Raw genomic sequence first — 23,809 nt, 5'->3', positions numbered from 1 at the left:
AGCCAGGGCTTGGAGATGTCAGCGACCCGTTTATGGAGCCTGCTGTTCATCCTGATCAAGTGCACTCTCAATGGTGGTGCTGCTACCCAAAGAGGCGCCGATTGCCGGTACTGAGGAGCCTGGAACAGGCTGGCCACTCAAGGCTTGCGCAGTTTGAGTGATCATTGCGCTGAAGGCAATGCTCGTGTCGGATGCTCCACCGGGGCAAGCGGATGCAGGAGCGATAGGGGCAACGAAGGTGCCATGGTTTGCGTCAGAGCAAGGATTTGTACCGTCGAAGAAGCTGGCAACCGGCATTGCGCCACCTGTCGGCGTATCGGTGTCAATGATGCCCAGGCCTTCCGAACCGTCGGACAACATGGTGCCACCTGCACCAAGGTCAAGCAGTGCCATCAGGGGCTCGGTGCCAGTCAGCGGTGCCGAGAAAGCAGGGCTCAACGGATTGACGTTGGCTTCGTTGGGAACCGTGGTGTCGCCAACAACTTCTGTGACCAAGAGGTTGGTCGTAGAAGCGCCAAGTCCTTTGGCAAAGTTCACTGGATCGCCAGCGTCAGAGATAGATTGGAAGACGTAGAAGAAGCTCTCGAAGTCAGAGGCTCCCTGCGTCACACCGGCGTTAGCCAACCCGCCAAGCACTTGACCGGAGAATGCCGGCGAGTTCTCGATCAGGCGAGTAACCTGACCGCTGGTGTTGTGCAGAACAACCGAGTTCAGCGTCGGGAATGTAAAGTTCGAAAGAGGAAGTCCGGCCTGCGCATAAGTGCCGTTGAGAGTGATATTCAACGTCGCGTCGTTTGCCAGAGAGGCAAAGACAGTTCCGGAAATGCCACCGAGGGAGTGACCAATGAAGTTAACCGGAACTCCAGCCAGGTCTCCCTGGGTGCCGGGATTCCCGTCGATGTCCATGGTCTGGATTGACGCTGCGACGTTCAGCAGATCAACAACGCCTTGGCGAAGGTTGTCTCGGCTGTTCATCATGTTGAGCGGGTTGATGAACAGGCTGCCGGAGGAGATGTCGGCCAGATCGGCAGGCACCGGCTGCAGCGACTCGTTGGCGGTGTAACCGAAGTGGCGTTCACCAATGTAGTCGGCGTTGATGAGCGCATTGAGTTGGGCCTCCAACGGGCTGCCAGCAACTCCTGGCGCCTGTAGCAGCTGGTTCACTGCCGCTGTCAGAGTGGTCTCGTCCAGTTCAGTAAGTCCAGGTACTGTCCCCGGTGCTGCGCCAGCTAGGCCATGGAGAGGCTGATCAATTGCGACCACCGCCTGGCAGGAACTTTGCGCAAGAAGTATTGCAGGGAGCATCGCTACACTGCGATCTACCGTAATGCCGTGCTGAAAGATGGTTACGCCGTTAGGCTTGGTAGCATCGACGCAGGTTTGGGGCCGGGAATCGGTTGACGGATTAAATATGACAACCGGAACGGTAATGTCCGCGTTTTTCTGCGGGAACGGGAAATAACCGTTCACGTTCAGAGTACCGTCGATATCCCGGAGGAAGCTGAATATGGGGTCACCCGGTCTCAGGCTTTCGTTCAGGTCTGCTTCCAGGCTGGTGCTGCCGCCCCAGATGCCGGTCACGATGCCGGCGCCAGTTTCACCGGGCAGGCTCTGGAAGTAGGGCAAGGTGATGGCCCCTTGATGTACCTGCACCTGAGTCGCCGCCTGTGCGATGCTGTTGGAAGCATCAAGTCCCTGGATTGTAGCCAGGTTGGCTGCTTCCGACTTGGGAAAGAAGAAGGACGGACGCGGGACCGGCAAATGAAGCGTATCTCCGACTTCCTGTCCAATAGCATTGCCGATAGCAGTTGGGTTTGCAACCTGTTGCGACGCGCCAAGAGCGGCAATCGCATTCAGCTGCTGTGCTGTCAGACTGCTCGGGTCAACCGATCCACCCTGGAGGCCCGCCGCCAGGACCTGGAGTTCACCCAGTGTTGTAGTCAACTGAGAAAAGTTTTGAGTCGGATAGTTGTCACGAACTGCCTTCAAAGCAGCTGTAAAGCCAACTTTCTGACCAAGAGCAGGTCCGAAAGCCACCGGCGCCATCATAGCCCGAAGAACGTCGGTATCAGAGTTAGTCGTGAACGTGTAAGCCAGAGCTGACTCAGAGCCTGTCTGCATCTGAGCAAGGAATCCATTCGCCAGCTGGTCAGCAGTTTGCAAAATGGTTTTCACGTTGCCAAGTGCAGGGTTGCCCAGTACGCCATCCGCGAGCGCTACATCCTGAACTGAGCGCTCAATGGGCTTGCCGTTTGCGCCCTGAACATCGTCAGTGACAACGACAAGGTATTTCTGACCTTCCGTCAGTGGTTCAAGGGGTACGACACGAACGGCATTATTTACGCCACCATCAACGCTCACAACATCAGCCCGGAAATTCGGCTGTTCAAGTCCGAGTCCCTGGCCAAAAGGGTTGCTTGCAACAATACTGGAGGGATTGGTGTTTGGCAGAGCTTCCGGTGCAGATGCGACAGCAGGCCCGACGTTGAGCGGAAGCACAAACACCGTCGCGTTCGCCATCACGGTTGCCGGATTAAGCTCCCCGTCAAACTTCAGAGTGAAAGCACCCGAAGTGGAGAAGCCAGAGAGGTCATTGACCGCGGCATCAGCAGGTGAAGTACCAGTAGAGAGTCCTGTGAAATCATAGTTGGCGCTTTGGGTGGCGCCCAGCAACAGGATAAGGTCCGCGTTGATCGGGAATTTTGGCTCGGCCGCGATCGGGTTCGGATCATAAATCGGGCGCACGATTGATCTATCAATCGTCGTGTCTTGAATTCGGTAATCCGGATTAGCATTCGCCCCTGTCTCGCCGCTCTCAAAGCAGCCTGTAAGTCCAAGGGAAGACGCCACGGCAAGACTTATTAGAGTTTTCTTGAACATGGGTGGAACCTTTTCCTGTTGTTGTGTCGTTATGTTCGGCAGCTGACGGGGCCGGTCTGATCCGGTAAGCCCGTTGTCAGTGGCCTGTTCTGCTTAAACGGTTGTTCTGAAATTGTAGCCAGCGCTGTAAGCCAATTTCTGTATCTATGACTATAGCGACAGTATGGCAAGTGTTGATCAGCCAAAAGTGTGATTCTGGTGGTTTGAATCCTCCCCGCGCGGCTGGAGTTCGGCCTTTGTGAAAAATAGTTGCCGGTTAACGGTTTGTCGAGCTTTGGTACCGGTAGCTTTGTGGTTTTTCCACGAATGGCTTCGCCATCTGTCGAATCACTCGTCAAACCGATTTTCTGGTAAACTCTCGCCTCCCGATTTCCGATGACACAACATAACGATATCAAGCTGATGAGGCGCCTATGACCACCGTAATCCGCCAGGACGACCTGATTGAAAGCGTAGCGGACGCGCTGCAGTTCATTTCCTACTACCACCCGAAAGATTTTATCCAGGGCGTCTATGAGGCCTACCAGAAGGAAGAATCCCAGGCGGCCAGGGATGCCATGGCCCAGATCCTGATCAATTCACGTATGTGTGCCCAGGGTCACCGGCCGCTGTGCCAGGACACCGGTATTGTCACCGTATTCGTGAACATCGGAATGAACGTGCAGTGGGATTGCGAACTGCCGCTGGATGAGGTGATCAACGAAGGCGTGCGCCGGGCGTACACGCATCCGGATAATGTGCTGCGGGCTTCGATCCTGGCGGATCCGGATGGCAAGCGCCAGAACACCGGTGATAACACGCCGGCCATCATCCACTATAAGATGGTGCCGGGCGATAAGGTTGAGGTACATGTTGCCGCTAAAGGCGGCGGTTCCGAGGCGAAATCCAAGTTCGCCATGCTGAATCCGTCGGATTCCGTCGTGGACTGGGTGCTCAAGATGGTGCCGCAAATGGGCGCTGGCTGGTGCCCGCCGGGCATGCTGGGTATTGGTATCGGTGGCACCGCGGAGAAAGCCATGGAAATGGCAAAAGAATCTTTGCTGGACCCGATCGATATTCACGATCTGCAAGAGCGCGGCGCGTCCAGCCGTGCAGAAGAGCTGCGCCTGGAGCTGTTCGATAAGGTCAATGAGTTGGGCATTGGTGCCCAGGGCCTCGGCGGTCTGACCACGGTTCTGGATGTGAAGGTGAAGGACTACCCGACCCACGCTGCCAACAAGCCCGTGGCTATCATTCCGAACTGTGCGGCGACCCGCCATGCTCACTTTACCCTGGATGGTACCGGCCCCTCCCTGCAGACCCCCCCGAGCCTGGACGACTGGCCGGAAATCACCTGGGAAGTGGGTGAAAACGTTCGCCGCGTGAATCTGGATACCGTAACACCGGAAGATGTGAAGGACTGGCAGCCGGGTGAAACCGTTCTGCTGTCCGGCAAGATGCTGACCGGCCGCGACGCTGCCCACAAGAAGATGGTGGACATGATCGCAAAAGGCGAGGAGCTGCCGGTGGATCTGAAGGGCCGTTTCATCTACTACGTGGGCCCGGTTGATCCGGTGCGCGAAGAAGTCGTTGGTCCCGCCGGCCCGACCACTGCAACCCGTATGGACAAGTTCACCCACACCATGCTCGAGAAAACCGGCCTGACCGGCATGATCGGTAAGGCCGAGCGCGGCCAGGTAGCCATCGACGCCATCAAGGAATTCGGTGCGGTTTACCTGATGGCCGTGGGCGGTTCCGCCTACCTGGTGTCGAAGGCGATCAAGCACGCCGAAGTGGTTGCCTTCCCGGAACTGGGTATGGAAGCGATTTACGAGTTTGAAGTAGAAGATATGCCTGTCACGGTAGCGGTAGACTCACGTGGTTCTTCGGTGCACCAGACCGGCCCGGCTGAATGGCACGAGAAGATTATCGCAGCCAAGGCAGTCTGAAAAACTGAAAATGGGGTCAGATGAAAATGGGGTCAGATGAACTTTTCATCTGACCCCATTTTCATCTGACCCCGTCTTTATCCTCGGTCAGCTGGAACAGCTGATATTCAGATGCTTGCCCCAGTCTGGCGGCAAGGCAGCGTAAGCCTCGTTTTCCGGCTGCTCATCGAAGGGGCGCTCCAGAACCTTGAGCAGCGCCTTCATTGGTTCATAATCCCCGTTCTGTGCTTCCAGGATAATCTGCTGGGCCAGATAGTTTCTCAGCACATACTTTGGATTCACCCCGCGCATGGCGTACTCTCGTTCATCGTGGGCGCGGGTCTCGCTCTTGAGTCGCTCTTCATAGCGCTCCAGCCACTGGTCCGCTACGCTGCGATCCATGAACAGATCCCTGACTGGTGCGTGGCCTTTAGCATATAGGTTGGATAGCGCCCGGAAGAACGCGGTGTAATCCACGTGATGCTCATGCAGCATGCTGAAGGTGTCCATGATCAGGCTCAGGTCTCCCTCATCTTCGATTGCCAGGCCCAGTTTGTCGCGCATGTTCTGCAGGAACCGTTCGTTGTAGGCGGTTTCGTAGCGCCGTAGCCCACGGCGAACGTCATCCTCATCCATAACGGGCAACAGAGCCCTTGCCAGGTACTGGCAATTATCAAAGCCCACCTGGGGCTGGCGGTTGTAGGCGTATCGCCCGGCCTGGTCGGTGTGGTTGGAAATGTAGCCAGCATCGAAATCGTCGAGGAACGCATAGGGGCCGTAATCGAAAGTGTCGCCGATGATCGACATATTATCGCTGTTCATCACGCCATGACAGAAGCCAACAGCCTGCCAGTCTGCAATCATCCGGGCGGTGCGCTCCACCACCTCCCCGAACCAGCGGGTGTGGCGTTCGTCATTCGGCAGGCTGATCAAATGGGGAAAGTACAGCGAGATGACGTGTTCGAGCAGGGTTTTGACCGTTTCCGGTCCTTCATGATGGGCCGCGAACTCGAAATGGCCGAAGCGGATATGGCTCTGGGCCACCCGAACCAGCGCTGCGGCGGTCTCGATGGATTCCCGGCGAACCGGGTCTCTGGCGCTTACCATAAAAAGAGCTCGGGTGGTGGGGATGCCCAGGCCATGCATGGCCTCACTGCAGAGGTATTCGCGGATGGTGGAGCGCAGAACGGCCCGGCCGTCGCCGAATCGGGAATAGGGGGTCATGCCTGCGCCTTTCAGGTGCCAGTCCCAGCGGCGACCGTCCGGCCCCACGGTTTCCCATAGCAGGAGGCCCCGGCCGTCGCCCAGCTCAGGGTTGTAAACGCCGAACTGGTGGCCGGTGTATTTCATTGCCACCGGGTCCATGCCCTCAAGCAACTCTGTACCTGCGCCCACGCCGGTCCAGTCGGATTCGGACGTGGCATGGAAGCCCATCTGCCCAGCCAGCGTGTGGTTGAAGCACACCATCTTTGCGCCGCTCAGGGGTGAGGGTTGAACTCTTGTATAAAAGCTGTCCGGGAGTTCCAGGTAGCGATGTTCCACACGAAAACCGTTGCCACTCATAAAATGCCTATACTTCCATTGGTATGAATTCTGCTGCCCTGTTTCTTAAACCATCTGTCAAAACCGGGAAAACCAACGTGTCTGACCGATTGCTCGAACAAACCATCAACGCCCTGATTCACCAGGAGGGCCTGCCCGAGACCTACGCCCAGACCGTGGAACAGACCATTTTGCCACTGGCGGACCATATCCTGGCGCTCCATGATACGGAAAAACGCCCGGTAGTGGCGGGCATTCACGGAGCCCAGGGCACCGGCAAGTCTACGCTGACCCTGTTTCTGCGGGAGATTCTGTCCCTGTACCGGAACCGCCCCACCGCCAGCTTTTCCCTTGATGACATCTACCTTACCAGAGCTGAGCGCCAGGACCTTGCCGAACGGGTTCATCCTCTGTTCAAAACCCGCGGGGTGCCGGGCACCCACGATGTTGTACTCGGCCAAAGAGTGTTGGGCCAGCTTCGCTCTGCGGGGCCTTGTGACACTACCCGGATTCCTTCCTTCGACAAATCCAGGGATGATCGGGTTCCAACCGGTGACTGGCCCGCCTTCCCGGGCCGGGCGGAGATAATCCTGATTGAAGGCTGGTGTCTGGATGCCCGGCCCGAGGATGAGGGAGCACTAAGGTCTCCGATCAATCGACTGGAGGCGGAGGAGGACCCGAAGGGAACCTGGCGGACCTATGTCAATGAGCAGCTGAAAGGCGGGTACCGTGAGTTTTTCGGCCAGATCGATTGCCTGGTGATGCTGAAAGCCCCGTCTATGGAGTGTGTTCTGGAATGGCGCTGTCTCCAGGAGCAGAAGTTGGCCCGGAAAACCCATGGCGCACCAGAAGGGGGCGAGCCTGGCACTTGCGCACAAGGCTTGCGCATTATGAATGACGACGAAGTCGCCCGATTCGTCATGCATTACGAACGGGTTACCCGGGCCTGCCTTGCTGAAATGCCGGGCCGGGCTGATGTTCTGATCAATGTGGCCGAGGATCACTCCCTTGGCCTTCCGCAGTTCCGCGCAGATTAACGGAGACCCACCATGGCCAGACCCCGTTTGCTTATTTTTTCCGACCTGGACGGTACCCTGCTTGATCACGACGATTATCGCTGGCAGCCGGCTGGCCCCGCGCTGGCAAAGCTCCGGGCGGCGGGGATTCCGCTGGTGCTCAATTCCAGCAAAACCCTTCCGGAAATACGGGCGTTGCGGGAGGAGCTCGGAAATACCGACCCCTTTATTGTCGAAAACGGTGCAGCGGTCATTATTCCCCCTCACACCTTCGGCAATACCGTTGAGAAAGTGGTGAATTTTGGTGCAACCCGGGACCGGGTGCTCGAAGTTCTTGGAGCCCAACGGACAGCGGGTGCGCAGTTTCGGGGCTTCGATGACATGTCTGCCGAAGAGCTGGCCGGTGAAACGGGTCTCGATCCGGCCGCGGCAGAGCGGGCGAAACAGCGCCTGGGTACCGAGCCATTAATCTGGCAGGGCACAGACGAGGGGCTGGCGGAATTCGAAGCGGCCCTGGCGGCGGAAAATCTCCGGCTGGTGCCGGGTGGGCGCTTTCTCCACGCCATGGGTATTTTCGATAAAGCCGATGGGGCCCGTTTCTTGCTGGGCAAATACCGGGAGTGTTACGGCGAGCAGCAGCTGGTGGCCATCGCCCTCGGCGACAGCCCCAACGATCAGCGAATGCTCGAATCTGCGGACATACCGGTGGTGATCCGGGGCGTAAAGAGCGAAGAGGTGCAGTTACCTTCGGCAAAGCACGCCATGCGCTCCCTCAAGCCCGGCCCCGAAGGCTGGAATGAGTGTGTGCTCAATCTCCTGTTTGAGTACGGGTACTGACCTGTTTGAGTACGGGAATAAAGAAGGAGAGCCGCCATGGGCGACTTTTACCAGAATGGCATTATCACCACCCTCCATAACCTGGTTCGCCGCCCGGTGGAGGACCTCGAAGCGGAGTTGATGAACTTCCGCAAATCCCGCCCCATGTCCCTGGCGCTGCCGTCGCTCTATTCCGAGCTGGAAGGCCCGGCCCTGAAAAACATCGTGCAGGAACTTGGCAAGGTGTCCTATCTGGATCAGGTTGTTATCGGCCTGGACCGGGCGAACGAGGAGCAATATCGCCATGCCCTCGAGTATTTCTCTGAGTTGCCCCAGAACTTCAAAGTGTTGTGGAACGACGGGCCGCGACTGAGGGCCATTGATCTCCAGCTTCGTGAGCAAAATCTGGCACCGACGGAAATGGGCAAGGGACGAAATGTCTGGTACTGCTTCGGCTATGTGCTGGCGTCTGGGGTGAGTAAATCGGTTGCGCTGCACGATTGCGACATCCTGACCTATTCCAGGGACCTGGTGGCGCGGCTGATATACCCGGTGGCGAACCCGGGCTTCAACTATATGTTCTGCAAAGGCTATTACGCCCGGGTGGCCGATAGCAAAATGAACGGTCGGGTCAGCCGCCTGTTGGTGACACCACTGATCCGGGCCCTGAAAAAGGTGTGCGGCCCCAACGATTTTCTGGATTACCTGGACAGTTACCGCTATCCCCTGGCCGGTGAATTCTCGTTCCGTACCGACGTGATCAACGATCTGCGCATCCCCAGCGACTGGGGCCTGGAGATCGGAGTGCTTTCGGAAATGAAGCGCAACTACGCTACCAACCGTCTGTGCCAGGTGGACATCGCCGATGTGTACGATCACAAACATCAGGAACTGTCCCCCGAGGATGCCAGCAGGGGGCTCTCAAAAATGAGCATGGACATCGCCAAGGCCCTGTTCCGCAAGCTGGCGACCAACGGCGAGATTTTCTCCAACGAGAAATTTCGCACCATCAAGGCCACCTATTTCCGGATCGCCCTGGATTTTGTCGAAACCTACCAGAACGACGCCATAATCAACGGCCTGACCTTTGACCGGCACAAGGAAGAGAAAGCCGTGGAGCTGTTCGCCCAGAATGTGATGCGGGCCGGCGCCTATTTTCTGGATAACCCCATGGATACCCCCTTCATTCCCAGCTGGAACCGGGTAACCAGCGCCCTCCCGGATATCAAGGAACAGTTGCTGGAGGCGGTCGAGCTGGATAACGAGGAATTCCGGCCATGAACCAGCCCCTGAAAGCCAAGCTGGTGGCCATGCTGGACGTGGTCTACCCGGAACTGGATTGCGATTTCCTTTCGGAACAGCTGCTGATTACCATGGGTCTGGCGGCCAACCAGCCGCCGCCCCCGGCCCATCAGAACAACTGGGATGAATCGGATGTGGTGCTGATCACCTATGCCGATACGGTGCAGCAGCCAGGGGAGAAGCCTCTGGTCACTTTGCACCGGTTCCTCAGTGACTGCCTGGCTGATAGCCTGTCGTCCGTCCATATCCTGCCGTTTTTCCCCTACAGCTCAGACGATGGTTTCTCGGTGATGGATTACCTGGCTGTCAACGAATCCCATGGAACCTGGGAAGACATCGAGCGCATTGCCCGGGATTACAAGTTGATGGCGGATCTGGTGATCAACCACATGTCGGCACGCAGCCGCTGGTTTGAGAATTTCCGCAAACGGGTGGATCCAGGCAAGGACTATTTCTTTGAGGGCAATCCCCGGGATGATCTGAGTGCCGTGGTGAGGCCCCGCACCTCACCACTGCTGAATCCGGTGCAGACCGATGATGGTGAGCGGTACGTCTGGTGTACCTTCAGTGAGGATCAGGTCGATCTGAACTTTGCCAACCCGAAGGTGTTGATGGAGTTTGTCGCGATCATTCGGCACTATCTGGAGCGGGGCATTATCCTGTTCCGGCTGGATGCAGTGGCTTTCCTGTGGAAAGAGCCGGGCACGCCCAGCATCCACCTCAGGCAGACCCATGAGTTGATCAAGATCCTGCGCCTTCTGATCGAGCATCACAGTCCGGATGCCGTGGTTATTACCGAGACCAACGTACCTAACCGCGAAAATCTGACCTACTTTGGCAACGCCAACGAAGCCCATGTTATCTATAATTTTTCCCTGCCACCGCTGCTGATCAATACCCTGGTGACCGGAGACTGCAAGCACCTGAAAACCTGGCTGATGAGTATGCCGCCGGCGCAAATGGGCACCACCTACCTGAACTTCATCGCCTCCCACGACGGCATCGGCATGCGCCCGACCGATGGCCTGCTGACCGATGAGGAAAAGCAGCGGCTGATCAATACCATGGATTCCTTCGGAGGCAAGGTGTCCTATCGCCGTACGGCCGATGGCCGGGATCAGCCTTACGAAATCAACATTGCGCTCTACGATGCCCTGAGGGGAACCGCGGAATCCGGTGCGGATCACTGGCAGTTGCAGCGCTTTATCTGTGCTCACACCATTATGCTGGCGCTGGAGGGTATCCCTGCCTTCTACATCCACAGCCTGCTGGCCACCGAAAATGATCTGGAGAGAGTGGAACACACCGGTCGCCTGCGTTCCATCAACCGCAGCCAATGGCAGCTGGATGATCTGGAACGCAAACTTGCAGACCCGCTGAGCCATCACAGCAAAGCCTTCCACGAGCTGACGCGGCTGATCGCCATTCGCCGTAAACAGTCGGCGTTCCATCCCAATGCCACCCAGTTCACTCTGCACCTGGGCCTGCAGCTGTTTGGCTTCTGGCGCCAGAGCATGCGGCGGGATCAGTCTATCTTCTGCATTCACAACATCAGCGATGAGGTTCAGCCGGTGGCTTTGAGTGATATCAATCTCATAGGAACCGATCACTGGCAGGACCTGATCTCGGGTATGAAGATCGATGACCTGTCCGGCTCGATCACACTCAAGCCCTATCAAAGCGTCTGGTTGTCGAACCGGGAGTAGGGCAGAATGCGCCCATGCCCGGACACACAGCAACGAACCGACCCCGAATACTTCTGCTTTCGGCCTGCGGTGCAGGCAGCCACCGGCGCTGGCCCCGGATAGGGTTCTGTTCAACAGCGACGGGAACCGATGCAGCTTTCTTGAGCAGGCCCAGGCTTTCCTGGATAAGCTGCCTGATGGTGTGCCTGAAGGCCTGATCCGCACTATTGATGAAAAATCCGGGGTGCTTTCCGTACCAGTTGACGACAGCCTGTTTGCAGATGATCGCCGTGGCATTGATCGCCAGTGCCCGCATCTGGTGTGGAACCATCGCTGGGAATATGACAAGGGGCCGGACCGGCTTGCTTTTCCGGAATACATTCCCCGGAATCAGCTCTACCCAAGCCATGCGGGCGAGCCAGAAGCCGAGGCTTTGGCTGCGGCTGATCGGCTTGCCAAGCTGTTGGCAAATCCTCCATTGCCCAGTTGCCCGGGTGGGTGGCGGGTTTCGTCGCTTTCCGCTCGCTATGGCAATATCATTCGTGCAACGTTTGAAAAACATGGGGTATCCTGAGCGGATATGAGCAAGGCCGAGGCATCAGACATGACCAAAGCAATCAAGATAACGGGGGAAAGTCTTAGTTGGGAGCCCTGGGAAGGGCCAGGCGAGCCGTCGGCAGACCACGTTGAGATCGAAGTGGTCTGGACAGCAATCAACCGGGCGGACCTTATGCAGCGGGCAGGAGTCTATCCGCCTCCGCCAGGGGCGTCAGACATTCTTGGCCTGGAGGTGAGTGGCCGGATCGCCTCGGTTGGCGCGGGTGCTACCCGCTTCCGGCCCGGGGATGAAGTGTGTGCCTTGCTGACGGGTGGGGGCTACGCCACCCGCGTGGTTGTACCGGAAGTTCAGGTGTTGCCGGTACCCAGGGGCCTGTCGCTTGAAAAAGCCGCGGCGATTCCGGAAGTCTTTGCCACCGCCTGGCTGAATCTCTATCACGAAGCAGCGCTGAAACCCGGTGAACGGGTGCTTCTGCACGCCGGAGCCAGCGGTCTCGGTACTGCTGTTATCCAACTGGCCACGGCATTTGGCAACCCGGTGTTCGCAACTGCCGGCGATGATGCCAAGCTGGAGGTCTGCCGGAAGCTCGGAGCCAGTGGTGTCTGGAACCGGAAAGCGGGTTCCTTTGTTGAAGCGGTTAAGAGCTGGGGTGGGGTAGATATGGTGCTGGACCCGGTCGGCGGCAGTTACATTGCGGACGACCAGAAGGTGCTGAATGTTGACGGCCGCATTGTGCTGATCGGACTGATGGGCGGGCGAATGGCCGAAGTGGATCTGGGACTGATGCTGATCAAACGCCAGCGCCTGATTGGCTCCACACTCCGCTCGCGCACGGTCAGGGACAAGGGCGCGGTGATGCAGGCCCTCTACCGGAACGTCTGGCCATTGCTCGCTGCAGGCCAGATTGAACCTCTGATTGATAGTGCATGGCCGATTGAGCAGGTGGAAGACGCAATGGCCTACGTTGCCGACAACAGGAACACCGGGAAGGTGCTCCTGAAAATATCGGATTAATCAGGCAGGCCCTTGCGTTTCAAGGCAGGCAGTCAGTCTGCGATATGGACCAGTTGCTTGCCGAAGTTCCGACCCTTGAGCATGCCCTTGAAGGCTTCAATGGTATTTTCCAGGCCTTCGGCAACCGTCTCGCGGTACTTCAGCTCACCGGAAGCAACCCGTGAGGCCAGAATATCCGTGATTTCCTGATGCTGGTCCTGCCACTCGGTCACCAGGAAAAAGCGGTGCTCAGGCGCGGGATCAAGGGCTCCAAGCACGTGGAACGGGGTCTCCACGCTGGCCATATCCTTTGCGTTGTACGCAGAAACAAAATCCGCATATAGGCACCCGGGCATGCCGGCAACGCCCAGATACGCCTGCAGGGGCACGTTGTCGCGCTCCTGAATTTTGTACACCATCGGTGCATTCGCAGGGAAAGTAACGTACTCCTGCCAGCCGGAATAGCAGGTGACCAGGTCGCCGACCTTCAATTCGTCTGAGCGGGATTCAACGATCCGTGCAACACACTCGCCGACAATAGGCTCGTCAATGCCGATGGGGTCCATATAACCTTTGGCATCGTTCATTCTGGGGCGCATGTAAGGGTCCAGCGAAAGCCAGAGCACCTGGGCAACCACCTCGCCCTCGTTGGGGGAACGGACAGGGCGCTCTTCCAGCACCAGATCGCCTTGCTGAATCTCACCCTGTGGGCGCTGCCTGAGCACAACGGCTCGGTTGGTATATTCGCTCACGTGATTCTCCGGTTGCGTAATGAAACCAGATTAGGGTGCATTCGAATGCATGGCCGGTCAACCTCTCATCTTTCCTACCCGCGACCAGCCCCGGGGTTTCATTCTGCGGCTGGATGGCTATAATCGGGATCCGGCTCAGGACGAGCTGGAAAACCTATTGCTCTTCAGGGAACGAAGATATGCCCCAAGCAAGTGGATTGCAGTTCACCGCCCGTGTTGGCGGTCTCCCCTCCGATTTATTTTCCGTGGTTGGCTTCGCACTGACCGAGCGCCTTTCCGAGGTGTGTCAGGGTCGTCTTGAGCTGGCTAGTATCGACCCATCCATTCGGGCCGCAGAGATTCTGGAGCAACCGGTTGATCTCGTTATCTGGCAGGACAGCATGCCTCTTCGGCGGTTTACCGGGGTGGTCAACGAATTCGTTCGTGGTGATGCCGGCCACCGGAGGACTCGCTATGAGCTGACGATCCAGCCGCCTCTCTGGCGTCTGGGGCTGATGCACAACAGCCGGATTTTCCAGACCCAGGGTACCGATGCGATCATGCGGACTCTGCTTGAAGAACGCGGCATTATCGATTCGGTCTTCGATCTGAAGCGCTCCCCGCAGCAACGGGAGTACTGTGTCCAGCATCGAGAAAGCGACCTTGCCTTTCTGGTACGGCTCGCGGCCGAGGAGGGCTGGCATTATCGCTATGAACACGGGAGCGTGGACTCAGACACACAGCCGGCGCTTGTAATCGCCGACCATCATGGCGATGCGCCGAAGCTGGAGCCGGCAGAATATAACGCCAAAGCCGGCGGCAGCACCCGGCGACCCTCGGTTTGCCGGTTCCGTTATGAAGAGCGAGTGCGGGTCGCTTCCGTGGCCATGAAGGATTACACCTTCCGGAATCCTGCCTATGCCCTGATGCATGACCAAACCAGCGGCGATCTGAAACACCGGGAGGACTATCAGCACTACGATTACCCCGGTCGCTTCAAGGCCGATGCCAGCGGCCAGCCTTTTACCGAAGCGAGACTTCAGTCCCTGCGCAAGGATGCCAGTACGGCATCCGGTGAGAGCAATCGCCCGGACTTCAGCGCCGGCGCCAAGGTTGAACTGAAGGAGCACGACAGCGATGGCCCGAACCGGGAATGGCTGCTGACCGCAGTCACCCACACCGGTACCCAGCCCCAGGCCCTGGAAGAGGAGGGCGGCAGCGAACCCACCACGTACCACAACCAGTTTAATGCCATACCTGCCGATCTGACCTGGATACCGCAGACGCCCCACCGCCCCCTGATGGACGGCCCGCAAATCGCGATTGTCACCGGCCCGGAAGGCGAGGAGATCCACTGCGACGAATATGGTCGGGTGAAAGTGCGGTTTCCTTGGGATCGATACAGCAGGAACGACGAACACAGCAGCGCCTGGCTCCGAGTCAGTCAGGGTTGGGCCGGCGGCCAGTATGGTTTCATGGCCTTGCCACGAATCGGCCACGAAGTGATTGTTTCTTTTCTGGACGGCGACCCGGACCAGCCCATCATCACCGGCCGAACCCACCACATCACCAACACGCCACCCTATGGGCTGCCGGAACACAAAACCCGCACCACCCTGAAAACAAAAACCCACAAGGGCGAAGGAAGTAATGAGTTGCGGTTTGAGGATGAGGCGGACCAGGAACAGATCTACATCCACGCTCAGAAAGACCTGGACCTGCTCACCGAGAATAACCGCACGGAGGTGATTCGGAACGACGGCCAGCTGACCGTCGAGAACAACCGATTCAGTCACATCGAGGGTGATGATCACTGCACGGTAGACGGAGAAAATCGCGAATCCGTCGGTGGCGACTGCAGCCAGAATATCGGTGGCACCTTCCACCAGAAATCGTCCCTGGGTACGTTTAGCGAAGCTGGCACAGAAGTTCACCACAAGGCGGGCGCCAAAGTGGTGCTGGAAGCTGGCGCTGAAATCACTATTTCGGCGGGTGGCAGTTTGCTAAAGCTGGACCCGAGTGGCGTGACGCTGGCAGGGCCGGGGGTGAAGATTAATTCTGGTGGTTCGCCGGGAAGTGGTTCGGGGCAAAGTGTGGTGTTGGCGGAAATGCCGCAGGTTATTGAGGGGGATCGGCCCCGCGAGCCTGGGCAGGAGACATTGGCGGAAGTTGGACAACGGAAGAACGCTCCGGCAATCAATGTGGAGTCCCAGCTTGCGGCACTCAGGAACGGGAGTGCTACCTGCCCGGTTTGTGAGGAGCAGAACTCATGAATCAGGATTGCTGGCCCTTGTCGGAGTCGCCGTTTACCCATGTTCACTGGCCTGACCATCACCCGGTTGGGCTTGTCCTGGATGGTGTCGCTATCCCGGGGCTCGGTGAACAGATATACCAGTGGGCCGGTGGGCAGCCCGCTAATGCAGAGAGTCTGTATGCGTCCACCCGATGGGAGGCCGTTTCGGAACTATCCCCCTGGCTTGTATGGCTCGGCGGGCCGGAAGATCCGGTGCTGAAAGGGTTCCTGGAGCAGGGGGCCGAGCAAGAGCAGGGGTATCTGCTGGTTTCAGCCACAGACCGTGCGACCTGTATCCGCTGGATGCGGTCCCACCTGCAGGTAGAAGTGGCGTCGGGTTGTGAAGAACTGGTGCGCATTTCTCATCCGGCGCTGGCCAGGCCGGTGATCGGGGGCAACCTGCCCCGATTCCCTATCAGGGCCGTGGATCGGCTGATTGTTCCGGATCGTATCAGCGGACAGTGGCATCTTGTCGAGCCTCCGGCCGTTCAGCCAGACAGCACAGGTGACACGCCCGGAAAAATGATGGCCTCAGCGGACCTGAAGGGTGCTTTCGAAGCCTTCAATCGGCGCAAAGGTGCACTGCAGATATGGAACAACCTGGAGGAGGCGGTGCGCAACGAGTTGGGTGGCCCGGCTTTGAGGGACGCCTACCCCGCACTTGCGAGCATACTGGAAGAGGCACTTGGCAGCGGGTGCAACAACCTGCGTGAGGTGATGCAATTCCTGTTCGCAACATTGCCACGACAAGCCGATAGAAATGCCGTGACGGAAACGGCATCCCCATTGGATCAAGGATGAACAATGACACGGATACAACGCCCCACTGACGACCGGACAAGCAGCGATCTTTTATGCTGGGAACAGCCTGGCACCCCCATTGATGAGCCCGCGTCATGCCCGCTGCTGAAAACCGTACACCTGCTGCCCATCCGGTATGGCCGGGTGGAAGTTGCGCCTGCCGATACAGACCCCGGATACCCTTACTCACTGACCTCACGCCCCCTTGGCTACCGCCTCCTGAGGCATGGCTACCTTTATGTACTGGACGCGGATACCGGGGAGCTCCACGAGTACCTGCATGAAAACGGTGAACTGACGGGCCACAACGACGGTAAGCTGGAGTACCCGGTATCCCATACGCTGTACGTTGCCTTCTCGGAACTGGCATGGACTGCCCGCAAGAAAGCACAGGTATTGGACGACTCACAAGAACGTGATGCGCTGCTGCAGAAAATCGATCTGGCCAGTGCCTCGCCACTGAGCGGCGGTGAATACCTGCTTACCCCGGACCAGGCCAGGGAATGGGTGGCCGAATTTGCCGAGGACTACACACCGGAAACTCCCGAAGGGGCCCACCCGCGGGAAGGTGAATCCTACCACTGGGAGAACCAGCCCTATTACCACAAGAGCCGGTTCGGCAAGCTGATCAAGCAGCAGTCCATCGACGATGTTTCCAATTGCCTCTGTCTCGTTGTGAGGGATGACGTGGGCGTTATGCTGGATCTGGCCCAGCATCAGGATGATGTGGTGGGCTGGATTGAAAGCTGGACAAGTGAGGGAGACGACGAACGAGACTATTTCCTTGGCACACTGATTGAATCCATGACTCTGCTGGACGAACGGGGCTTGGATGCCATGGTGGCCAATTCGGACCACCCCGCCATAGCCTCTATGCGGCAGGACCTGGAAGCCATGCCGGAAAGCGACCGTTCAAACACGCAGTCCGCATTGCTGACAGCATTGAGACAACTTGAGGATGAAGCGAGACCCGGCCCCAATGATGCATCGCTTCCCCCTGACGTTAAATCAAGGGTTGAAGAGATCCGGAGTACCGCCAATCGAACCAACGCCTACGGCATCCTTCCCAAAATGCAGAGAGCGGTGGACGAGTGGTACCTGCGGCAAGCCATGGAAGGGGCCAGGCCGGATTTTGTGAACTCCCACATAGAAGGCATTGTCGCCTTGGAGAAGGAGCACCGTGATAACCTGAAGGCGATTCTGGAGGGGCGTGGTTTCGGCCATCGCGGGATCAACGACCTGATCGACCGTGAGGCCATGGACCAGTACATGGCCGGCCAGCGTGCGAAGCTGGCCCGCTGGCAGTCACTGCTGACGGATATAACCAGTGATCGTATTCAACTGCTGACAGACAACCGCTATCACCAGGCCGCGTGGTATTTTGACCCGGAAGACGAAGTGCAGATCGAGGCGGCCCTGGATCTGGAATACGCTTGCCGGAAAGACATCTGCCGTTCCGACGAGGCAAGTGATGGCGTGCTGGAGTGGCTGGAACAGAACCCCCAATACAGCCGCCCCCTGTTCCAGACCCTGCCAAGGAATGACCGCTCCGAAGACGGTGAGCTGGCCAAGACCTATTTGGCGGTTGGCTCCGCTGGCTACGCCGTGGTTACCAGGGCGGCGGATTGGATCCAACGGGTAAAAGCGGCAGAGCAGGGCAAGCTTCCGGATTATTCCCACTACTCGGAGCAAATCCAACAGAAAGCAGAGGGGGTGGGGGACACCCTCGCCCCGGCTATTACCCGGGCCAAGGGGCGTGCTGTTGGGGAGCTCTACAAGGCCATCGACAGCCAGACCCTGCCGGAGCTGGATGACCTCTTCCGGGACCTGCCGTACTTTTTCAAGCGGCGCATGCTGGACGCCATAGACCAGGGCAAGGCGGAATTCCGCTTTGCTTCTGCAAGCGAGTTGGCGACCTTCCGGGACAACCTCAGGCAGATGCTGCAGCTGGATCAACGGATGAAACAGCTCCAGAACCAACACGATGTTGCCAAATCCACCCATGGCCATCGTTCCGAAAAAGCCCAGGGATTGGTGGCTGAATTCAAGGCCACCCGCGAAGAGCATCGTGAAATCGGTAAACGCGTGGCCGCTGCCCTCAGCCCGGTTGAGGAAACCGACACAGGTCTGAAACTGGAACCGGCCACCACTGGCCGTGCCGGCATAACGTTGGTTCCGCCGCCATTGGCCCAGCAGGAAGTTGGACGACTGGTCGGGCATTTCCGGCAGGGCTTGGCCTCGGCTCCCCGGGTGAACCTGATGGGGGATGGGCTTGGGGTTTTGGTATTTGGAGTGCAGTTGGCTATTTTTGGAAATGCGTTGGGCGAGCTTTTTTCAACGGATAACAAGCAGAGGAATCTGCAAGATAACCTGAAACGTTTGGGTGAGAGTTTTGGGGCCACCTCAGCGGCAGGTTTTCTGGCTGGCCAGGGCATCATGGACACCGCCTATGGGGCCAGGGCAAAGGCCCTAGCCGATGCTTGGCAGCGCACCGCTATAACTGGTGTGCATATCCGGATGGGCAAGTTGCACGTTAGGCTTGGTGGTCCTGCCTATTTGTTTGGAGCGGTCAGCGCCGGAATAAGTGCCTATAAGCATCGGGAAAACTGGCTGAGAGCGGTCCAGACCGGCAATCCCGAAGCTCAAGCCGGTGCACTCCTGGGTATGATGGGCAGTGGTGGTCTGGCGGGTATCAATGCTTACGGGGTTTACCGGACTGGTCAGTCGTTTATTCAGGCACTTGCCGCACGAGGAGCGGAAAACAGGGCCATGGCGTGGGCTACTGCCGGCCGGACCTTGTCCGGTCTGTTTGCTCGCCTGAACGTGGCGGGGCTGGTGTTCACGGTTTTTGAGTTGGGCGGTACCTGGCTGTATAACCGGCACAACCTGAGCGAGCAGGATAAATGGCTGCAAACCACGCCTTGGTCACGGGAGCCCGAGCAGGTCCACAATGGCTCGCTTGACCACTATGTAGAGGCTTTTGCCCGGATTGGCAACAGTGTCACCCTAGACGAAGTGCCCGGCGAGGATGAAGAGCCTTCCAGGTTTCGGTTAAACTGCCCAGGTTTGCCGGCGGACGGCCTAGTAGAGCCCCCGGAAGGCAACGCGCCCCACCGCCTATCTATTGCCGCATGGCGCATCCAGCCGGGGCGAAGGGGAATGTTCTCCCGCCAACCGGAAACCTGGGTACCCTGTACCGGTGCCATCCTGGGTAGCCTGGAGCAGTCGGTCGATGCCGGTCACCTGCAACTGGCCTTCAGGCCACCGTCCCATGAGAAGACTCAGCATGGCCTCCGCACCCGGGATCTGGGCTTGATGGTCAAGCTGGAAACATTGCAGGCAGATGGGGCCTATACCGGTGCCGTTTATATGCTGAAGGTGACTCCGGATAGTCAGTATCCCCTGACGCCCGTGCAGGACGCACCGAAAGCTGAGATTACCTGGTGGCGACTCCGCCAGCCACTCATAGTGACGGATGGACTTTAATGGACCCCAAGAGTGCCCAGTCAGAACAGCCGCCCCGAGCCGGGCGTTCCGAGCCCTTTCCGAGTGGCCGGCTGACCTTTCTAGCCCCCAAACCCCTGCCAACGGGCTTGCCGCCAGTGGATCATGGCCATGCGGTGGGGGAAGTGAATAATAGCTACTTGGATTTTGGAGCGGGGGCGACCTCGGTGTTCGGTTGGCAGTCCACGCTGGGGATACCGTTTTTTTGCTTTTTGCTTGGTGCTTTCTTTTTTCCTTTCGTTGTTTTTCTTGGAGGGTTTACTTTTGGTAATGGCTGGGAGGATGCTCTTTGGGGGTGGCGAGTAACCTTTGATTTTGCCTTCTGGGTTGCTGTTTGGGGAGGGCTCTTTGGGTTTTTCATGCTCTCACTTCCACGCTGGCAGGCTTACGGCAAAATAAAGAACGTGGCCCCCACCCGCTTCAACCGCCAACGCCGCGAAGTGTGTTTCGTGCCGGAGGGGCAGAAAGAGCCGATCTTTGTCCCCTGGGAAGAGCTGGTCGCCTGGGTGACGGAAGCCCAGGGCGTGACCGAATATGGCGTGCAACGCCAGTACGGCTTTGGCATTGGCTTCTATCACCCGGACACGGGCGAGAAATACACCCTGGAATTCCAGACTTATGGCCAGCCCCAGGCCATCAGCAACTGGGAGGCCATCCGGGCGTACATGGAGTACGAAGTCCATACCTTGAAAGAAATCCAGGATCCATTGGAACTTCAGGGCCCGGACGATCCACCCTGGGAGGGCGTCCATGTCTTCCGCAATGCCCGCAAACGCCTTCATGAGGAATACCGGGAAGGCAAGCGGGGGATGCTCTACCTGACTGGCTGGTACCTGTACCACCTGATCACTTTCTGGACCCTCCCGAACCGGTTGGTGGAGTGGGAGGTCAAAAAGATCAAACGCATGAGTCGTAAGTCGCTACCCAAGTCCATGGCGGAGTGGTCTGAATCGATTCCGGAAGACCAATGGGCCAAACCCAGCGAGGAACTAAAGCGCCAAAGCAAGCGGGTGCTGGAACTGCAAAAAGCAAATCCGCAAAGGCCAATGACTGAAATCTTTGCCCAGGTTGGCGAGGAGTTTGAGGGCAAGGTCTCAATGACTGCGTAAGCTGGCGCTGATCGTCCAGCAATGGGGTATCCTATACCGGTTGAGGCTGGTGCATGGTCAATCTGAAATCAGATTGATAATTCAAGCCTCTCTTGTTGCATGATGCAACATTTGTGGTAGCCTGTAATAATCAGTTGGCCATGCCACAGGAGGTCCCCATGACAACCGCTGTCCGTCTCGACGACACCCTGGTCCGCCATGCCGCAGCAGAAGGCGCGGTTCACCGGCGTTCAACGCCCAAGCAGATTGAGTATTGGGCCGAGATAGGGCGCGCCGTTGCCGGTGAGGTGAGTGCCGAGGATCTGATGGCTATTATCCAGGGTATTCGCCAGGTGAGGGTTGAGCCAGTGGTGGCTGAGTCGGTTACCAGTGATGATCTGTGGGCTGAAGTGGATCAGTCCCGTGAAAGTGGCGAATTGAGCCGGTCCATTGCCCGGGGACGCACGGTGTATCAGGCGTCTGGCGAGAAACCCGGCTACCTGGAGGCCATATATCCGGATGGCAGCAGGGAAGTTGGTCAGTTTCGCAACGGGCGTTTTGAGGCACTGAGTGGCCGTGACAACGCAGCCTGAACTCTGGCTGCTGGTTGGCGGTAACGGTGCCGGCAAGACAACCTTCTATGAGCGTTTTCTGGCCCGGCGGAAGATTCCCCTGGTGAATGCCGATAACATTGCCCGCAGCGTCTGGCCGGATGCGCCTGAGAAACACAGTTATGAGGCGGCGCTGATCGCGGAGCGGGAACGGTTTCGGTTGCTTGAGGAGCGTCAGGGTTTCTGCTTCGAGACCGTCTTCTCCCATCCGTCGAAGGTGGACTTCGTTGGGGCTGCCAAAGCGGCAGGGTTTCGCATTCGGTTGTTCTATTTCCACCTGGAACCGGCATCATTGAATAAGGCCCGGGTGGCCTCCCGAGTTAACTCCGGAGGGCACAATGTACCGGAGACCAAGACAGAGGCGCGAATTCCAAGAACCCTGGCGAACCTTCGCCAATGCATAGGCCTGGCGGATGAACTATACTTGGTCGATAACACCAGCCTCGATCAACCCTACCTGCGCGTCGCGGTCTGGGAGGCGGGGCATTGGCGTTCGTGTCAGGAAGTCTTGCCGCAGTGGGCAAAGGATCTGATCGATACCTGATGGACCACGAGGAGTCTGTGCGGCAGAAATCGTGCAGACTCCTAGGGCCAGGTGTCGGGCACCACGAATAGCCGGTCGGTTTCCTGCCAGAGACCAGTGGTTGAATCTTTCTCAAGGTTGGCGAACAGCAGAGGAATGGCGTGGCGCTCGATTGCGTGCAGCGCAGCGAGTACCTCTTCTGTTTCGGGCGCCTCGCTCTGGCGCCAGCACCCAATCCAGTGTGGCTTGTTCAGTACCACCCAGCCGGCAACATCCGAGTTTTTGATCTGTGAGCGATAGCGCCACCGCCCGCGCAGGTGACTGGCCGGCACATAATGTGGAGTGGCAACTTCCTGATCGGCGGGATAGAAAAGGTACCCGGGCATGAAGATTCGTGGCGTCACCGGCTCCGTAATTCCGGCCTCATCCAGTAAGGTTCTGGCCTCCGGCAGTTGAGTTCGCTGGCTTTGCTGGCGCAGCATCCGGTCGGTTTTCAGGTCGAGCCTGTCCCTGGCGTTAGGTCCGTACCACAGGGTGTTCCCATTCGGCTCGGGCACGCCCAGGTAATATTTGATGGCAATTTCGTGGTGCTCTATCCGGTCATCAGTACGATTGTGGACCACAAAATCCAGCTCTCCGATGGTTCGTCCGTTCGACTGTATTTGCCGGTTCTGCAGAATAATGTCCCAGCCAAGCAGGTCCTCCAGCAATATCCGGTACAGTCGCTCGAAATAAAAGCCCAGTCGCTTCTGGGGCGCTTCTCTCAGTAGCGCAGGTGCCGCACCGGGGTTGCTATCCCATGCCCCGAGTTTGCTGTCCAAGGCTTCGCAGAGGTATCGGGCTGGCTCAAAGGTCAGTGGCGAGTGCAGCAGTTGAGGCGCCCGGCACAGCCAGGCGAGGTGCCGGATTGCCGGTGTATTCAGCTCCGAGAGGTGATTGTCCGCTGTTTTTGCATCCATGGGGCCAGAATACCGTAAACTGTCTCCATAGTAAGATGATGAATTCGCGATCAATCCTGTTCCGAAGGAGGCGCCATGCAATATCTACACACCATGATCCGGGTGAGTAACCTGGACGAGACCCTTCATTTCTTCTGCGACCTGCTGGGAATGATTGAAATCAGCCGGAAAAGCAGCGATAAGGGCCGATTCACCCTGGTGTTCCTGGCCGCTCCCGAAGACGAGGCCCGGGCCCGTGAGGACAAGGCGCCAATGATCGAGCTCACCTACAACTGGGATCCGGAGGCGTACACCGGTGGGCGGAACTTCGGTCACCTCGCTTATCGTGTTGATGATATTTACGCACTGTGTGAGCACCTGAGGGCCAATGGCGTCACCATCAACAGGCCGCCGCGGGATGGTTACATGGCCTTTATCCGCACGCCGGACGACATTTCCATAGAATTGCTTCAAAAAGGCGAGGCGTTACCGCCGAAAGAGCCCTGGGCCAGCATGGAAAACACCGGTATCTGGTAAGGGGTGAGATCCCGGTACAGGTCGCCAGCCGTCTGAAAGTGTTATAATGGCGCTTCAAAAAACAGCTTTTGCATCTGGATGCT

18 protein-coding genes are annotated in these 23,809 nt (G+C 57.9%); 14 read left to right on the top strand and 4 right to left on the bottom strand.

What is annotated here, in order from left to right:
* Window positions 1-30: 30 nt before the first annotated feature.
* Window positions 31-2,880, bottom strand: coding sequence for an MECDP-synthase (locus QPL96_RS00280; RefSeq protein ID WP_303284822.1), 2,850 nt, complete (start codon window positions 2,878-2,880; stop codon window positions 31-33).
* Between the two features lie 413 nt (window positions 2,881-3,293).
* Between QPL96_RS00280 and QPL96_RS00275 the strand changes: the two genes are divergently transcribed.
* On the top strand, window positions 3,294-4,808 hold the full coding sequence (locus QPL96_RS00275; RefSeq protein WP_303284821.1) for a fumarate hydratase: 1,515 nt from the start codon (window positions 3,294-3,296) through the stop codon (window positions 4,806-4,808).
* Window positions 4,809-4,895: 87 nt separating this feature from the next.
* Here the strand turns inward: QPL96_RS00275 and QPL96_RS00270 are convergent, their stop codons facing one another.
* Entirely contained in the window at window positions 4,896-6,350 is a 1,455-nt protein-coding gene (locus QPL96_RS00270; RefSeq protein WP_303284820.1) for a YdiU family protein, read from the bottom strand.
* A 77-nt stretch (window positions 6,351-6,427) separates the two neighbouring features.
* On the opposite strand from QPL96_RS00270, the gene QPL96_RS00265 reads away from it, so the two are divergent.
* Genes QPL96_RS00265 through QPL96_RS00240 form a run of 6 tightly spaced genes read left to right on the top strand, consistent with a single transcriptional unit; the run spans window position 6,428 to window position 12,721 of the window.
* Entirely contained in the window at window positions 6,428-7,366 is a 939-nt protein-coding gene (locus QPL96_RS00265) for a hypothetical protein (RefSeq protein WP_303284819.1), read from the top strand.
* A gap of 12 nt (window positions 7,367-7,378) precedes the next feature.
* Entirely contained in the window at window positions 7,379-8,182 is an 804-nt protein-coding gene (locus QPL96_RS00260; RefSeq protein WP_303284818.1) for a mannosyl-3-phosphoglycerate phosphatase, read from the top strand.
* 36 nt (window positions 8,183-8,218) lie between these two features.
* Window positions 8,219-9,442, top strand: a complete 1,224-nt coding sequence (locus QPL96_RS00255) for a glycosyl transferase (protein WP_303284817.1) — start codon at window positions 8,219-8,221, stop codon at window positions 9,440-9,442.
* Window positions 9,439-11,169, top strand: coding sequence for a sugar phosphorylase (locus QPL96_RS00250; protein ID WP_303284816.1), 1,731 nt, complete (start codon window positions 9,439-9,441; stop codon window positions 11,167-11,169). The genes QPL96_RS00255 and QPL96_RS00250 overlap by 4 nt, the downstream gene beginning before the upstream one ends.
* Window positions 11,105-11,722: a DUF3524 domain-containing protein gene (locus QPL96_RS00245; RefSeq protein ID WP_303284815.1), complete on the top strand. Its 618-nt coding sequence runs from the start codon at window positions 11,105-11,107 to the stop codon at window positions 11,720-11,722. Before QPL96_RS00250 ends, QPL96_RS00245 begins: the two co-directional genes overlap by 65 nt.
* Before the next feature lie 30 nt (window positions 11,723-11,752).
* Complete coding sequence (locus QPL96_RS00240; RefSeq protein ID WP_303284814.1) at window positions 11,753-12,721, top strand: NAD(P)H-quinone oxidoreductase; 969 nt, start codon at window positions 11,753-11,755, stop codon at window positions 12,719-12,721.
* Window positions 12,722-12,753: 32 nt separating this feature from the next.
* Here QPL96_RS00240 and QPL96_RS00235 read toward each other — a convergent pair whose 3' ends face one another.
* A complete protein-coding gene (locus tag QPL96_RS00235) occupies window positions 12,754-13,452 on the bottom strand; it encodes a hypothetical protein (protein WP_303284813.1) in 699 nt (232 codons plus the stop codon).
* Between the two features lie 179 nt (window positions 13,453-13,631).
* Between QPL96_RS00235 and QPL96_RS00230 the strand changes: the two genes are divergently transcribed.
* From QPL96_RS00230 to QPL96_RS00205, 6 genes are all read left to right on the top strand, one after another.
* Complete coding sequence (locus QPL96_RS00230; RefSeq protein WP_303284811.1) at window positions 13,632-15,704, top strand: type VI secretion system Vgr family protein; 2,073 nt, start codon at window positions 13,632-13,634, stop codon at window positions 15,702-15,704.
* Window positions 15,701-16,525, top strand: a complete 825-nt coding sequence (locus QPL96_RS00225; RefSeq protein WP_303284810.1) for a DUF4123 domain-containing protein — start codon at window positions 15,701-15,703, stop codon at window positions 16,523-16,525. The genes QPL96_RS00230 and QPL96_RS00225 overlap by 4 nt, the downstream gene beginning before the upstream one ends.
* Before the next feature lie 3 nt (window positions 16,526-16,528).
* Window positions 16,529-20,011, top strand: coding sequence for a toxin VasX (locus QPL96_RS00220; RefSeq protein WP_303284809.1), 3,483 nt, complete (start codon window positions 16,529-16,531; stop codon window positions 20,009-20,011).
* A 377-nt stretch (window positions 20,012-20,388) separates the two neighbouring features.
* Window positions 20,389-21,138: a hypothetical protein gene (locus QPL96_RS00215; RefSeq protein WP_303284808.1), complete on the top strand. Its 750-nt coding sequence runs from the start codon at window positions 20,389-20,391 to the stop codon at window positions 21,136-21,138.
* Window positions 21,139-21,296: 158 nt separating this feature from the next.
* Complete coding sequence (locus QPL96_RS00210) at window positions 21,297-21,710, top strand: hypothetical protein (RefSeq protein ID WP_303284807.1); 414 nt, start codon at window positions 21,297-21,299, stop codon at window positions 21,708-21,710.
* Complete coding sequence (locus tag QPL96_RS00205; RefSeq protein ID WP_303284806.1) at window positions 21,694-22,272, top strand: AAA family ATPase; 579 nt, start codon at window positions 21,694-21,696, stop codon at window positions 22,270-22,272. The genes QPL96_RS00210 and QPL96_RS00205 overlap by 17 nt, the downstream gene beginning before the upstream one ends.
* 41 nt (window positions 22,273-22,313) lie before the next feature.
* On the opposite strand, the gene QPL96_RS00200 is transcribed toward QPL96_RS00205, so the two are convergent.
* Window positions 22,314-23,210 carry a DUF1853 family protein gene (locus QPL96_RS00200; protein ID WP_303284805.1) on the bottom strand — a complete coding sequence of 299 codons (897 nt, stop codon included), beginning with the start codon at window positions 23,208-23,210 and terminating at the stop codon, window positions 22,314-22,316.
* 75 nt (window positions 23,211-23,285) lie between these two features.
* Between QPL96_RS00200 and QPL96_RS00195 the strand changes: the two genes are divergently transcribed.
* The gene (locus tag QPL96_RS00195; protein ID WP_303284804.1) at window positions 23,286-23,726 is read left to right on the top strand and encodes a VOC family protein; all 441 of its coding nucleotides are present in this window, start codon (window positions 23,286-23,288) and stop codon (window positions 23,724-23,726) included.
* Window positions 23,727-23,809: the final 83 nt, after the last annotated feature.

Origin of the sequence: Marinobacter sp. SS8-8, from assembly GCF_030540945.1 — a bacterium.
Classification (GTDB): Bacteria; Pseudomonadota; Gammaproteobacteria; order Pseudomonadales; family Oleiphilaceae; genus Marinobacter.
Note: the sequence above shows the minus strand (reverse complement) of the source record. Positions and strands in the feature narration are given on the sequence as shown.

What these genes read in the sequence shown, in the direction of transcription:
- QPL96_RS00270 (WP_303284820.1), bottom strand. Translation starts at nt 6,350, where the DNA reads ATGAGTGGCAACGGTTTTCGTGTGGAACATCGCTACCTGGAACTCCCG.
- QPL96_RS00225 (WP_303284810.1), top strand. Translation starts at nt 15,701, where the DNA reads ATGAATCAGGATTGCTGGCCCTTGTCGGAGTCGCCGTTTACCCATGTT.
- QPL96_RS00245 (WP_303284815.1), top strand. Translation starts at nt 11,105, where the DNA reads ATGACCTGTCCGGCTCGATCACACTCAAGCCCTATCAAAGCGTCTGGT.
- QPL96_RS00195 (WP_303284804.1), top strand. Translation starts at nt 23,286, where the DNA reads ATGCAATATCTACACACCATGATCCGGGTGAGTAACCTGGACGAGACC.
- QPL96_RS00260 (WP_303284818.1), top strand. Translation starts at nt 7,379, where the DNA reads ATGGCCAGACCCCGTTTGCTTATTTTTTCCGACCTGGACGGTACCCTG.
- QPL96_RS00230 (WP_303284811.1), top strand. Translation starts at nt 13,632, where the DNA reads ATGCCCCAAGCAAGTGGATTGCAGTTCACCGCCCGTGTTGGCGGTCTC.
- QPL96_RS00250 (WP_303284816.1), top strand. Translation starts at nt 9,439, where the DNA reads ATGAACCAGCCCCTGAAAGCCAAGCTGGTGGCCATGCTGGACGTGGTC.
- QPL96_RS00215 (WP_303284808.1), top strand. Translation starts at nt 20,389, where the DNA reads ATGCTCTCACTTCCACGCTGGCAGGCTTACGGCAAAATAAAGAACGTG.
- QPL96_RS00240 (WP_303284814.1), top strand. Translation starts at nt 11,753, where the DNA reads ATGACCAAAGCAATCAAGATAACGGGGGAAAGTCTTAGTTGGGAGCCC.
- QPL96_RS00200 (WP_303284805.1), bottom strand. Translation starts at nt 23,210, where the DNA reads ATGGATGCAAAAACAGCGGACAATCACCTCTCGGAGCTGAATACACCG.
- QPL96_RS00220 (WP_303284809.1), top strand. Translation starts at nt 16,529, where the DNA reads ATGACACGGATACAACGCCCCACTGACGACCGGACAAGCAGCGATCTT.
- QPL96_RS00210 (WP_303284807.1), top strand. Translation starts at nt 21,297, where the DNA reads ATGACAACCGCTGTCCGTCTCGACGACACCCTGGTCCGCCATGCCGCA.
- QPL96_RS00255 (WP_303284817.1), top strand. Translation starts at nt 8,219, where the DNA reads ATGGGCGACTTTTACCAGAATGGCATTATCACCACCCTCCATAACCTG.
- QPL96_RS00280 (WP_303284822.1), bottom strand. Translation starts at nt 2,880, where the DNA reads ATGTTCAAGAAAACTCTAATAAGTCTTGCCGTGGCGTCTTCCCTTGGA.
- QPL96_RS00275 (WP_303284821.1), top strand. Translation starts at nt 3,294, where the DNA reads ATGACCACCGTAATCCGCCAGGACGACCTGATTGAAAGCGTAGCGGAC.